This window comes from Sinisalibacter lacisalsi (assembly GCF_014640115.1).
GTDB classification, from domain to species: domain Bacteria; phylum Pseudomonadota; class Alphaproteobacteria; order Rhodobacterales; family Rhodobacteraceae; genus Sinisalibacter; species Sinisalibacter lacisalsi.
The window spans coordinates 102431-114839 of the sequence record NZ_BMGI01000004.1 but is presented as its reverse complement, the minus strand read 5'-3'; the positions used below and the strand labels follow the sequence as shown (position 1 = coordinate 114839).

General features: G+C 66.0%; 11 protein-coding genes. 7 read left to right on the top strand and 4 right to left on the bottom strand.

Going from position 1 to position 12409, the window contains the following annotated elements:
* The first annotated feature begins 3 nt into the window (after window positions 1–3).
* From IEW01_RS12510 to IEW01_RS12480, 7 genes are all read left to right on the top strand, one after another.
* The gene (locus tag IEW01_RS12510; RefSeq protein WP_188528190.1) at window positions 4–1254 is read left to right on the top strand and encodes a CpaE/TadZ family protein; all 1251 of its coding nucleotides are present in this window, start codon (window positions 4–6) and stop codon (window positions 1252–1254) included.
* A gap of 11 nt (window positions 1255–1265) precedes the next feature.
* Window positions 1266–2759 (top strand): TadA family conjugal transfer-associated ATPase, encoded by a 1494-nt coding sequence (locus IEW01_RS12505; protein ID WP_438810824.1) that lies wholly within the window; start codon window positions 1266–1268, stop codon window positions 2757–2759.
* Window positions 2760–2764: 5 nt separating this feature from the next.
* Window positions 2765–3733 carry a type II secretion system F family protein gene (locus tag IEW01_RS12500; protein WP_188528188.1) on the top strand — a complete coding sequence of 323 codons (969 nt, stop codon included), beginning with the start codon at window positions 2765–2767 and terminating at the stop codon, window positions 3731–3733.
* Between the two features lie 9 nt (window positions 3734–3742).
* Window positions 3743–4717, top strand: coding sequence for a type II secretion system F family protein (locus IEW01_RS12495; RefSeq protein ID WP_188528186.1), 975 nt, complete (start codon window positions 3743–3745; stop codon window positions 4715–4717).
* 130 nt (window positions 4718–4847) lie between these two features.
* Complete coding sequence (locus IEW01_RS12490) at window positions 4848–5300, top strand: tetratricopeptide repeat protein (protein ID WP_188528184.1); 453 nt, start codon at window positions 4848–4850, stop codon at window positions 5298–5300.
* 42 nt (window positions 5301–5342) lie between these two features.
* Window positions 5343–6206 carry a tetratricopeptide repeat protein gene (locus IEW01_RS12485; RefSeq protein WP_188528182.1) on the top strand — a complete coding sequence of 288 codons (864 nt, stop codon included), beginning with the start codon at window positions 5343–5345 and terminating at the stop codon, window positions 6204–6206.
* A gap of 4 nt (window positions 6207–6210) precedes the next feature.
* Entirely contained in the window at window positions 6211–6708 is a 498-nt protein-coding gene (locus IEW01_RS12480) for a prepilin peptidase (protein WP_188528179.1), read from the top strand.
* 89 nt (window positions 6709–6797) lie between these two features.
* Here IEW01_RS12480 and IEW01_RS12475 read toward each other — a convergent pair whose 3' ends face one another.
* From IEW01_RS12475 to IEW01_RS12460, 4 genes are all read right to left on the bottom strand, one after another.
* Window positions 6798–7982: a M24 family metallopeptidase gene (locus IEW01_RS12475; protein ID WP_188528177.1), complete on the bottom strand. Its 1185-nt coding sequence runs from the start codon at window positions 7980–7982 to the stop codon at window positions 6798–6800.
* Between the two features lie 62 nt (window positions 7983–8044).
* A complete protein-coding gene (locus IEW01_RS12470; protein WP_188528175.1) occupies window positions 8045–9268 on the bottom strand; it encodes an efflux RND transporter periplasmic adaptor subunit in 1224 nt (407 codons plus the stop codon).
* Between the two features lie 3 nt (window positions 9269–9271).
* Window positions 9272–11635 carry an ABC transporter permease gene (locus IEW01_RS12465; RefSeq protein WP_188528173.1) on the bottom strand — a complete coding sequence of 788 codons (2364 nt, stop codon included), beginning with the start codon at window positions 11633–11635 and terminating at the stop codon, window positions 9272–9274.
* A gap of 4 nt (window positions 11636–11639) precedes the next feature.
* The gene (locus tag IEW01_RS12460; protein WP_188528171.1) at window positions 11640–12347 is read right to left on the bottom strand and encodes an ABC transporter ATP-binding protein; all 708 of its coding nucleotides are present in this window, start codon (window positions 12345–12347) and stop codon (window positions 11640–11642) included.
* Window positions 12348–12409: the final 62 nt, after the last annotated feature.

Below are 12409 nucleotides of genomic sequence, written 5' to 3'. Positions count from 1 at the left end.
CATATGAGTGGGAACGCGGCCATCCAGCGAGATCCGGCGCCAATCATCGCATGCACGATCTCGCGGGACGTTCAGGAATTCGACCTCCTGATCGAAGACATGGAGACGGAGCTCGGCGAAGGCTGGGGCGACCTGACCGTGGAGGACGCACTGGCATTCTTCGGCCAGCCCGAGTCGGATACGCTGGAGTTCATCGCCGTCGCGATGGACGACCGCGACGAAGCCGATCTTGCCCGCTTCGCCGAGGTGATCCGCCAGGCCGCGAAGCGCAAGATCAAGGCCATCGTGATCGCCGAGGAGGTGAGCCCGATCGCCCTGCACCAGCTCTTGAAGATGGGCGCGGAGGAGTTCGTCCCCTACCCGCTGCCCGAGGGCGCCCTGCACGATGCGATCGAGCGGCTGCGCCGCCCCGAACCCGAGCCGGAGGCCCCGCCGCAGCCCGCGCAACCGGCGCTGCAGAAGCACGGCGGCGGCCATTCCGGCGCGGTGTTCGGCGTGCACGGCCTCGCCGGCGGCGTGGGCGCGACCACCTTCGCCGTCAACCTCGCCTGGGAACTGGCCAATATCGACAAGGACAAGCCGCCGCGGGTCTGCCTGATCGACCTCGATCTGCAGACCGGCTCGGTTTCGACCTATCTCGACCTGCCCCGGCGCGATGCGGTTTATGAGCTACTGTCGGACACCGAAACGGCGGACGAGGAAAGCTTCCAGGCCGCGCTGGTCTCGTTCAACGACAAGCTCCACGTGCTCACCGCGCCAGGCGAGATGCTGCCGCTCGACCTCGTCTCGAGCGAGGATATCCAGCGGATCATCGACATGGCGCGGGCCTATTTCGATTACGTCGTGATCGACATGCCGACGACGCTGGTGATGTGGACCGAGACGGTGCTGAACGCCGCCGATGTCTACTTCACGCCGATCGAGCTCGACATGCGCTCTGCGCAGAACACGCTGCGGATGATCCGCCTGCTCAAGTCGGAAGACCTGCCCTTCAACAAGATGCGCTTCGTGCTCAACCGCGCGCCGAAATTCACCGACCTGTCGGGCAAGGGCCGGGTGAAGCGCATGGCCGAGAGCCTCGACATCGAGATCGGCGTGCAGCTTTCGGATGGCGGCAAGCCGGTCACGCAAGCCTGCGACCATGGCCTGCCGCTGGCGGAAAACAACGCCAAGCTGGCCCTGCGCAAGGACATCATTAAAATCGCCAAGTCGCTGCACGAAATCAGCGTTTCCGCCGAAGCGGCAGCGAAATAGGAGGCCCGAAGGTGTTTTCGCGTTACAAGAAATCGGGATTGACCAAGCCCGCCGATGCCGGGGCCAGGCAAAAGCTGCACGCCGCCGCCCCCGCCGCGCCGGCAAGCCCGGCGCCGCAGAGCGCGCGCCCCGCCGCAGCCGCAGCCGCCGGCGCCGCGCCCAAGGCCGCGGTGCACCGCCGTGAAAAACGCGCGCCCACGCAGGCCCCCGCGCCCGACAAGGAACGCAAGCGCAAGGAACGGCTCGGCGAGATCAAGGGCGAGCTGCACAAGTACCTGCTCGACAACCTGAACCTCTCGGCGCTGGAAACCGCCTCCGAGCGCGATCTGCGCGCCGAGATAACCGATCTGGCCGTCGAGGCGCTGGAGGAGATGAACGTCGTCCTCAACCGCGAGGAACGCACCCAGCTCAACAAGGAGCTGTTCGACGAGGTCACCGGCCTCGGTCCGCTCGAGCCGCTGCTCAAGGACGACAGCGTCAACGATATCCTCGTCAACGGTCCGCACCAGATCTTCGTCGAACGCGACGGCAAGCTCACCCTCACCGACGTGACCTTCAAGGACGAGCGCCACCTGCTGCGCATCATCGACAAGATCGTCTCCGCGGTCGGCCGCCGGGTCGACGAGAGCAATCCTTACGTCGACGCCCGCCTCGCCGACGGCTCGCGCTTCAACGCCATGGTGCCGCCGGTGGCCGTCGACGGCTCGCTGGTCTCGATCCGCAAGTTCAAGAAAGACAAGCTCGGGATCGACGACCTGGTGCGCTTCGGCGCCTTTTCCGAGGAGATGGCGGCCTACCTTCAGGCCGCGGTCGCCTGCCGGCTCAACATCATCGTCTCGGGCGGCACCGGCTCGGGCAAGACAACCACGCTCAACGCCCTGTCATCCTTCATCGACGACAGCGAGCGCATTCTCACCATCGAAGACACGGCCGAACTGCAACTTCAGCAAACCCACGTCGGCCGGATGGAAAGCCGCCCCGCCAACGTCGAGGGCAAGGGCGCGGTCACCCAGCGTGATTGCCTGCGCAACGCGCTGAGGATGCGCCCCGACCGCATCATCGTCGGCGAGACGCGCGGCGAGGAGGTGATCGACATGCTGCAGGCTATGAACACCGGCCACGACGGTTCGATGACCACGATCCACGCCAACAACGCCCGCGACGCGGTCAGCCGCCTTGAAAACATGGTGTCGATGGCCGGCATCGAGATGCCGCTGAAGGCGATGCGCGCGCAGATCGCTTCGGCCGTGCATCTCATCGTGCAGGCCAGCCGCCTGCAGGACGGCTCGCGCCGGATGACTTCGATCACCGAGGTGACCGGCATGGAGGGCGACGTGCTCTCGATGCAGGAGGTGTTCCGCTTCCAGCGCGTCGGGCTCGAACCCGACGGCAAGATCCTCGGGCATTTCACCGCCACCGGGGTGCGCTCGCATTACTCCGAACGCTTCCGCCAGTGGGGCTACGATCTGCCCGCCTCGCTCTTCGAACCCGTCTCCCTGGAGTAGCCCGCATGGTCCTCAGCGCAGAACCCCTGATCTACGGTCTGATCTTCATCGCCGTGATCGTGCTCGTCGAGGGCATCTACCTGACCGTCTTCGGCAAATCCATCTCGCTCAACAACCGGGTGAACCGCCGCCTCGAGATGCTCGAGAAGGGCGCCGCGCGCGAGCAGGTGCTCGAACAGCTCCGCAAGGAGATGCACCAGCACATGAACGCGAAGGGCATCCCGCTCTATTCGCTGCTGGCGGAGAAGGCGCAAAAGGCCAATATCGCCTTCACGCCGAGGCAGATCATCATGCTGATGGTCGGCGTGTCCTTCGTGGCCTACATCGGACTCACCGTGGGCACCTCCGCCGGCGGCGCGGTGCGCATCGTTCTCGCGCTGGCGATGGGCTTCGGCGGCGTCTACGTCTGGATCAACAACAAGGCCAAGAAGCGCCTCTCGATGATCGAGGAGCAACTGCCCGACGCGGTGGAACTGATGGTGCGCTCCCTGCGCGTTGGCCACCCGTTCTCCTCGGCGGTGCAGATCGTCTCGCGCGAGGTGCCCGATCCGCTCGGCTCGGAGATGGGCGTGATCGCCGACGAAAGCGCCTATGGGCGCGACGTGGCCGAAAGCCTCAAGCACCTCGCCGAACGAATGGACATGCAGGATCTGCGCTTCCTCGCCGTCGCGGTCTCGATCCAGCAGCAATCGGGCGGCAACCTCGCCGAGATCCTCGAAGGCCTGTCGAAGGTGATCCGCGCTCGCTTCAAGCTGTTTCGCCGGGTCAAGGCGATCACCGCCGAGGCCAAGTGGTCGGGCACCTTCCTGTCGGGCTTCCCGCTGGTGGCGCTGGTGATGATCAACGTGATCCAGCCCAATTACTACGACGACGTGAAGGAAACCGCCGTCTTCATCCCCGCCGCGCTGGTCGCCGGGGCGTTCCTCGTGGCGAACGTCTTCGTCATGCGGTCGCTCGTCGACATCAAGGTCTGAGGTCACGACATGGACGCGCTCAACACGATGCTCACCAACATGCTCGGCCCGCTCGGCCCGCTGATCGCGGTGGGCGCGCTCGGGCTTCTGCTCGTCGTCGCCGTGCTGCCGATGATGCTCAAGCGGCCGGAAGACCCGCTCGACAAGCTCAAGCGCTCCGCCAATGAAACGGCGAAGGAAGAGAACAAGAAATCGCTGCGCGCCCATTCCAACGCGCCCGACAAGCTGAAAAAATACGCCGCCTTCCTCGAACCGAAGGACAAGGAAGAATATTCCGCAATCCAGCTCAGGCTGTTGCGGGCGGGGTATCCGGGCAAGAACGCGGTGCGCAGCTTTCACTTCGCCCAGTTCTCCCTCGGCATCATCTTTCTGCTGCTCGGCGTCGGCTACGCCGTGCTCAAATCCGCCACCGGCGATCCGTCGACACAGGCCACGATCCTGTCGATCCTGATCCCCGGCGCGGTCGGCTACATGGCGCCGAAATACTGGGTCACCCGCCGTGTCGAGGCACGCCAGGAAGAGATCGTCAACGGCTTTCCCGATGCGCTCGACATGCTGCTGGTCTGCGTCGAGGCAGGCCAGTCCTTCGACCAGGCTATCATCCGCGTCGCCAAGGAAATCCGGCTGGGCTTTCCCGCGCTCGGCGAGGAATTCGAGATCGTCGCCCACGAGATGAAAGCCGGCAAGGACCGCGCGCAGGTGATGCGCGACTTCGGCGAGCGCTCCGGCGTGTCGGACGTCGCCAGTTTTGCCACCGTGATGATCCAGTCCGCCACCTTCGGCACCTCGATCGCCGAGGCGCTGCGCGTCTATTCGGGCGAAATGCGCGACAAACGGGTCATGCGCGCCGAGGAGAAGGCAAATACCTTGCCCACGAAGATGACCCTTGCCACAATGATGCTGACCGTGCCGCCGCTGCTGATCATCCTGATCGGGCCGTCGGTCTACGAGGTCTACGTGACGTTGGAAAACATCAGTTTCTGAGGGCAGCATCGCACATCGGGGCATAACATGGTCGACGGCGCTGGCATTTCTGCTGGCGCTTTCGGCTTGCGACGAAGCCGACGGCCTGGGCAACCGCGGCGGCGGGGCCTACGCCCCCGACGCGCAGCCAATGGGGGAAGACAGCGTCGACGGGCTGATCGTAGGACATCGGCTGATGGCGGCGCGCGAATACGAACTGGCGCTGAAGTTCTACACCCGCTCGGCGGCCGAACAGGGCATCACCGTCGACGTGCTCTCGGCACTGGGCTCGGCCAACCTCATGCTCGGCCGTCTCGGGCAGGCCGAAACCCTGCTCCGCCAGGCCACCGAGAAAGACGCGAGCTTCGCCGCGGCCTGGAACAACCTCGGCGTGGTGCTGATCGAACGCGGCAAGGTGGCGGAGGCCGCGCGGGTGTTCCGGGTGGCGTTCGGGCTCGACAGTGGCAAAACCGACTCGATCCGCGACAACCTCACCTTGGCGCTCGCAAAAGCCGAAAACATTTCGTATGATGACCCCGATAAGGCGACATTCGCACTGATGCGCAGAGGCCAGGGAGATTACCTGCTCCTCGCGCAGCAATAAAAAACGCGAAGCGCCGACGAGCAGGAAAAAGGACGCAGGCAAATGCGCCATACTTATGTTTTTGCCCTCTGCTTCGGCAGCGCGGTGGCGCTGTCGGGCTGTGAAAGCCAGATGAGCGACGAGGAAGTGGAGCGCGCCGTCGCCGGCGTGAACGTGATCGACGCGACCGGGCTCAACGACATCATGCTCCAGGCCGGCGACCCGAACGAGGCGGTGGCCTATTTCAGCCGCTCGGTTCAGGTGAACCCCGACCGGGTCGACCTCAAGCGCGGGCTCGCGCAATCGCTGGTGCGTGCGAAAAAGCCGAGCGAGGCAGCGCGGGTCTGGGCCGAGGTAGTGGCCAGCGCCGAGTCTACACCGAACGACCAGGTGGAATACGCCGACGCGCTGATCCGCGCCGGCGACTGGGCCAAGGCGGAAGACGTGCTCAACCGGATTCCCCCCACCGTCGAAACCTATGACCGCTACCGGCTCGAGGCGATGGTGGCCGACGCGGGCGAGGATTGGAAAAAGGCCGACAGTTTCTATGAAACCGCGATCGGGCTGACCACCAACCCCGCGCGGGTTCTCAACAACTGGGGCTATTCCAAGCTCACGCGCGGCGATTTCACCGGCGCCGAAAAGCTCTTCCTCGAAGCAATCACCTACGACGACGGCATGTTCACCGCCAAGAACAACCTGATGATGGCACGCGGCGCCCAGCGCAAATACGACATGCCGGTGCTCGCCGGCAGCCAGACCGAACGCGCGCAGCTCCTGCACACCCTCGCCCTCGCCGCAATCAAGCAGGGCGATCTCACCATGGGCAAGACCCTGCTCGAAGAGGCGATCGACACCCACCCGCAGCACTTCGACGCCGCCGTGCGCGCCCTGCGCGCGCTTGAGGCGAACGTGCAGCGCGGCTGAGCCGATGACCGCGCAGACCGCCTCTGCCGCCCTGTGGTTCCTGCCCTTCGCGATCCCGATCGCGATCTGGGTGGCGTGGTCGGACATGGCGCGGATGAAGATCCCCAACAAGGCGGTGATGGCGCTCGTCGCCGTCTTCGCGGTGGTCGGGCTGGTGGCGCTGCCGCTCGAGGCCTGGGCCTGGCGCTGGGTTCATCTCGTCGTGGTGCTGGTGCTCGGCTTCGTGGCCAACGCCGCCGGGCTGATGGGCGCGGGCGACGCGAAATTCGCCGCCGCCATGGCCCCGTTCGTGCTGCGCGAAGACCTCATCATGTTCGGCTATCTCTTCGCCGCCGTGGTGCTCGCCGGCTTCGCCGTCCACCGCATCGCGCGGGCCTCGGGCTGGGTGCGGGCGCGCACGCCGGGCTGGGAAAGCTGGCAGCGCAAGGATTTTCCCATGGGTCTCTGCCTCGGCGGTGCGCTGGTGTTCTACCTCGCGCTCGGGGCCGCCTGGGGGCTCTGACCGGCAGCGCCCTGCGCCGGCTGCCGGCCGAACAAACCTCGGTCAGAAATCGGGGCCGGAGACCGGCGCCGCCCTCCCCTGCCCGGCGCTCAGTCCTTCACCCAGACGCCGCGCGGCCGATCGCAGAAGCACTCCGCCGGGCCGTTTTCGCGGATCAGGATGGATTCGGTGATCTCGATCCCCCAGGTATCCATCCAGAGCCCGGGCATGAAATGGAAGGTCATGCCGGGTTCCAGCACCGTGTCGTCTTCCGCCCGCAGCGAGATCGTGCGCTCGCCCCAGTCCGGCGGGTAGCTCAGGCCGATCGGATAGCCGCAGCGCGCGCCGCGCTTGATTCCGGCCTTCTCCAGCACGCCGCCCAACGCCTGCGCGATATCGCAGGCCCGGTTGCCGGCGCGGGCGGCCACCAGCCCCGCCTCCAGCCCCTCGACGAGCGCATCGGACGCAAGCCGCATCTCCTCGGGCAGCTCGCCGAGATAGACCGTCCGGCACAACGGCACATGGTAGCGGCGGTAGACCCCGGCGACCTCGAAAAAGGTCGCCTGTTCCTCGCGCAGCCGGTCGCCGTTCCAGGTGATGTGCGGCGCCGAGGCATCGGCACCGGAGGGCACCATCGGCACGATGGCGGGGTAATCGCCCCAATCATCGCCCACGCCCCGAATCGCATCACGGTAGATCTCGGCCACGAGCTCGTTCTTGGCCAGCCCCGGTTCGGCGCGCTCGAAAATCCCGTCGACGATCTTCTCCGAAATCCGCGCCGCCTTGCGCATGAAGGCGATCTCTTCGCCGGATTTCACCGCCCGCTGCCAGTTGACCAGGGCGGTGGCATCGACCAGGTCCGCATCAGGCAATTCCTTGAGAAGCGTCACGTAGGCCTTGGCCGAGAAGTAGTAATTCTCCATCTCCACACCGATGCGCGCGCGCTCGAAGCCCAGCTCCTTGAGCAGCGCCGCGAGATGCTGCATCGGGTGGCGCTCTGTCGATTGCACGAACCGATCGGGGTAGGCGTGCAGGCTCTCCTCGTCGATCCAGGCGGTGCGGCGCGCGCCATTGGCATCCATAGCCCGGCCCCACCACAGCGGCTCGCCCTCGTGGGTCAGGATCACGCCCTGGTGGACGTAGAAAGACCAGCCGTCGTAGCCGGTCAGCCAGGCCATGTTGGAAGGGTCTTCAACGAACAGCGCGTCGATCCCCCGGGTCGCCATCTGCGCGCGTACAAGCGCCAGCCGCCGGTCATATTCCGCGCGCGAAAACGGCGCCCTGCCTTGATCCATATGTGAGCCTCCCCTTGTGCTGGCGGGAATACTCCCGCCGAAGGCTCAATAATTCAAGACTGTTACTCGAGGCTCTCGCGATTCACCACGAGAACGCCATCGTCGACCCGGTCGGAGGGATGGGTGATGACGCGCGCACCTTCCGCGATCCCGCCCAGAACCTCGGCGAACTCGGTGTTGCGCCGCCCGATCTCGACAGGCGTGAGCCGCGCGGTTTCATCCTCGACGACGAAAACCGCCCAGTCGCCGCCGTCGCGGAACAACGCGCTGATCGGCAGCCGCAGCACGTCCTCGCCGCGCCATTCGACGATACGCAGGTAGACCCGGAAATTGTGCCCGAGCGCGGGGCGCTCCTCGGCCGGCGTGACGAAGTCGAGCAACACCTTGACCCGCTGTTCCTCGATCCCGAGCGCCGAAACCTTGGTGAAGGCGGCGGGTTCGATCTTGCGCACCTGCGCCTCGAGCGCCCTCTCGCCGCCCCAGCGCTCGACATAGGCGCGCGCGCCGGGGGCGATGCGCACCGCGTCGGTGGAAAGCAGGTTGACGGTGATCTCGAGGTCGTTCTGCGGCCCGATCGAGAGCAGCGGCGCGCCCGCGGCCACCATGCGCGCGCTTTCGTTGGTGATCGAGAGCACCTGCCCAGAAACCGGGGCGGTGAGCGTGATGCAGCAATCCCCGGACTCGTCGCCGCTGCTGTTCGCCGCGCCGGGTTCGATCAGCACCGCTTCGGCCGCGGTCACCTCGCTCTCGCGCATCGACCTGTTGGCAAGGGCGCTGTCGAATTGCGCGGCGGCGAGATCGAGCGCCACCTCGGCCTGTTCGAGCTGGCTGTCGGAAGCCGTTCCGCGCTCGTGCAGGGAAAAGATCCTGTCGAACTGGCGCTGGGCGTTGTTCATGTCGGCTTCGGCGGCGCGCAGGTTGGCCTCCGAAAGCACCAGCGCGGCCTGCGCCTGCCCGAGGGCGGCCGCGGCCTGCGCGCGGGCGCGTTCGTCAAGGAAGGCCGGCTCGCCCGGCTCGATCCGGGCCACGACCGTTTCGCCGCGCTCGACCTGGTCGCCAATGCGCACCGGGCTGCGCAGCACCTGCCCCGAAACCGGGGCCGACACTTCGTAGACGTCCTTGATCCGCGTCATGCCATCTGCGTTGACGGTCACCTCGAGCGGCGCGTGCGTCACCGTCGCGATATCGACGGGCACGTATTCCGGCCGGCTGATCTGCCAGCCGACCACACCGATCCCGGCGACCACGACCGCGCCAAAGAGGATTTTCCTGATCGGAAATGCCATGGTTTACTCCCTTGTTTTCATCACCGAGACGAGGTCCATCCGGTCGATCCGGCGGCGCACGATCAGCGCCGAGGCAAGCGAGGCCCCGGCCACGACAAGCGCGGCGCGCCAATAAGTCTTGTCGGTGACGATCAACGGCAATGCATAGAGGTCGGACTTGAAGGATTCGATCATCGCCGCCGCCATGCCATAGCCGATCCACAGGCCCAGGGGAATCGCCACGATGGTGAGGATGAACAGTTCCCCGAGCAGGATGTAGCTCACCTCGCCCCGCGTGAAGCCGAGGATACGCAGCGACGCCAGTTCGCGCGCGCGCTCGGACAGCTGGATCCGGGCCGAGTTGTAGACCACGCCGATCGCGATCAGTGCGGCGAGAAAGGTATAGACCGTGAGCGTGATCCCGGCGCTCTCCTTGATCGTCTCGTCGAACCCGCGGCGGACCTGGCTGAGCAGGGTGATCCCCGAGATCGCCGGCGCATCCTTGATCGCCTGGTAGAGCTCCTTCTCGAACGCCTCGTCGATGACCACGTTGGCCATCAGCATCTGCGGCGCGCGGCCAGTCAGCGCCGCGAGGTTGTCGTTGTCCATATAGGCCGAGAGGCCGAAGAACTGTGAAACGGTGCCGGTGACGATCACCTTGTGGCGGGTATCGTCGACCTGCAGGAACTCGACCTCGATCATGTCGCCGGTCCGCACCTGCAGGTGGTCGGCCAGCCGCTCGGCCAGCACGATGCCATGCTCGGGCTTCACATCCACCCGCTCGTTGCCGTCGAACACCCGCACAAGCCGGTTGCCCTCGCGGTAGCCCTCGACCGCGATGGTGCGCGAATAATGCTCGTGATAGAGCCGCGCCGGCATCGTCAACGCGCCCTCGGCCACCATCACCCCCGGCAGGTTCTCGATATCGTCGAGCACCGACTCGGGGCGTGGAATCGCGAAATCGAGGATCGCGTCCTGCCGGTTGGCCTGCACGAAGGCGATGTCGATCAACTCGTCGAAACTGTCGAACATGAACAGCCCGGCCACGATGATCGCTGCCGAGAGCGAGATGCCGAAACTGGTGAGCGCCGCGCGCACCGGCCAGCGGCCGATCGAGCGCAGGATCATCATCGTCGGCTGACGCGGGCGGAAGAAGGTGATCAGCCGGTCGAAGATGCCGCGCCGGAACCGCGTCGGGGCCGGCGGGCTCATCGCCACCGCCGGGCTCAGTCGCGCGATCCTGCGCACCGACAACAACGCGCCGAGCATCGCCGAGAACAGGCCCGCCGCCGCGCCGATGGCATAAACCGAGGGGCGCTGCATGAACACGAGGTAGGGAAACTTGAAATACTCGACGTAGATGTTCGCCATCACGCTGGAGAGCACGTAGCCCGCCCCCCAGCCGATGAGCACGCCGATCGCGCCGATCCCGAGGCTGAGCTTGAGGTAATGCCAGACGATCTCGGCATCGCCGTAGCCAAGCGCCTTCAAAAGCCCGATCTGTTCACGCTCCAACGTGATCAGACGGCCGAGCACCATGTTCACGAGGAAGGCCGACACCACAAGGAAGATCGGCGGCACGACCCGGGCCATCACGTCGAGCTGGTCCAGCTCGCCCTGGATGAAGGCGTTCGACACCTGCTGCTCGCGGTCATAGGGGCCGGTGCCGCCGTAGGGTTTGAGGATGTTCTCCAGCGCGTCCTTGACCGGCGCGAGATCGGTTCCCCGGGTCACCCCGAGGGTGATCGAGTTGAACGCGCCGGAAAGGTTGAAGGCGGCGGCGAGCACGTCTTCGGCCATCCACATCACCCCGAAGCGTTGATCGTCGGGCATGATCGAGCCGGGGCCGATGGTGTAGATGAATTCCGGGCTGAGGGCGACGCCGGTGACCACCACCTCGCGTTTCTGGCCGTTGAGCGTGATCGCGAAGCTGTCGCCGGGGCCGAAGCCGTGGGCCTCGGCGAAGGCGAGCGCGAGCATCACCTCGTTTTCCTTGCCCATCTCGGGAAAGCGGCCCTCGCGCAGCACCGGCACGTTCATCTCCGGCACCCCGCCGGCGGGCACCGAAAGCAACTGGCCCATCGCCGGATCGTCCATGCCGGGAATGTCGAGAATGGCGAACTGGCTGATCCGCGCCTCCACCCGCGCCACCCCCTCGATCGCGGCGATCTCGGGGAGCAGCGATTTCGGCGCGCGCTGGGCGCCCGACCAGATGTCGGCCATGCGGGAGCGTTCGTAGTAGGTATCGCGGGTTTCGGTCAGGCTGCGCTGGGTGCCGAACGCCATGACCATGATCATCACGCCGACGGCGAGCACCGCGGCGATGGCCAGGGATTGCGCCCAGAGGCGGCGGATATCGCGAACCAGCTTCTTGTCGAGCGCGCGCATGTCGTCACCACTCGATTTCGCTGGCGTCGATGCGGGTTTCGTTCACGACCACGTCGGCAATGCCGCCGTCGGCGATCTGGATGACGCGGTGCGCCATGGCCCGGATGCCGGCGTTGTGGGTGATGATCACGGTGGTGGTGCCCAGGTCGCGGTTGATGCGGTCGAGCGCCTCCAGCACCTGCACCCCGGTTTTCGAATCAAGCGCCCCGGTGGGCTCGTCGCAAAGCAGCACCTCGGGGCGCTTGGCGATGGCGCGGGCGATGGCCACGCGCTGTTGCTCACCGCCCGAAAGTTCGGCCGGGAAATGGTCGATCCGGGCCGAGAGGCCAACCCGCTCCAGGGCCTCTTCCGGGCTCATCGGGTCCTTCGCCACCTCGGTCACCAGTGCCACGTTCTCCCGCGCGGTGAGCGAGGGCACGAGGTTGTAGAACTGGAACACGAAGCCGACGTGATCGCGCCGGTAGCGGGTCAACTCCCGCTCGCGCATCGCGGTCAGCTCCTTGTCGCGAAACCAGGCCTTGCCCGCGGTGGCGCTGTCGAGCCCGCCGAGAATGTTGAGCAGGGTCGACTTGCCCGACCCGGACGCCCCGAGCAGCACGGTGAACTCACCCATGAACAACTCGGCGTCGACGCCGCGCAGCGCATGCACCTCGACATTGCCGGTGCGATAGACCTTGGTGATCCCTTCGGTGTGAAATACGCGGCTGGCCATCATCCCCTCCCGGGCAACTTCGCACCGCGGTGCGGGCCAATCCTTGATATGGCTCAAAAGCC

What these genes read in the sequence shown, in the direction of transcription:
- IEW01_RS12510 (WP_188528190.1), top strand. Translation starts at nt 4, where the DNA reads ATGAGTGGGAACGCGGCCATCCAGCGAGATCCGGCGCCAATCATCGCA.
- IEW01_RS12500 (WP_188528188.1), top strand. Translation starts at nt 2,765, where the DNA reads ATGGTCCTCAGCGCAGAACCCCTGATCTACGGTCTGATCTTCATCGCC.
- IEW01_RS12495 (WP_188528186.1), top strand. Translation starts at nt 3,743, where the DNA reads ATGGACGCGCTCAACACGATGCTCACCAACATGCTCGGCCCGCTCGGC.
- IEW01_RS12490 (WP_188528184.1), top strand. Translation starts at nt 4,848, where the DNA reads ATGGGGGAAGACAGCGTCGACGGGCTGATCGTAGGACATCGGCTGATG.
- IEW01_RS12485 (WP_188528182.1), top strand. Translation starts at nt 5,343, where the DNA reads ATGCGCCATACTTATGTTTTTGCCCTCTGCTTCGGCAGCGCGGTGGCG.
- IEW01_RS12480 (WP_188528179.1), top strand. Translation starts at nt 6,211, where the DNA reads ATGACCGCGCAGACCGCCTCTGCCGCCCTGTGGTTCCTGCCCTTCGCG.
- IEW01_RS12475 (WP_188528177.1), bottom strand. Translation starts at nt 7,982, where the DNA reads ATGGATCAAGGCAGGGCGCCGTTTTCGCGCGCGGAATATGACCGGCGG.
- IEW01_RS12470 (WP_188528175.1), bottom strand. Translation starts at nt 9,268, where the DNA reads ATGGCATTTCCGATCAGGAAAATCCTCTTTGGCGCGGTCGTGGTCGCC.
- IEW01_RS12465 (WP_188528173.1), bottom strand. Translation starts at nt 11,635, where the DNA reads ATGCGCGCGCTCGACAAGAAGCTGGTTCGCGATATCCGCCGCCTCTGG.
- IEW01_RS12460 (WP_188528171.1), bottom strand. Translation starts at nt 12,347, where the DNA reads ATGGCCAGCCGCGTATTTCACACCGAAGGGATCACCAAGGTCTATCGC.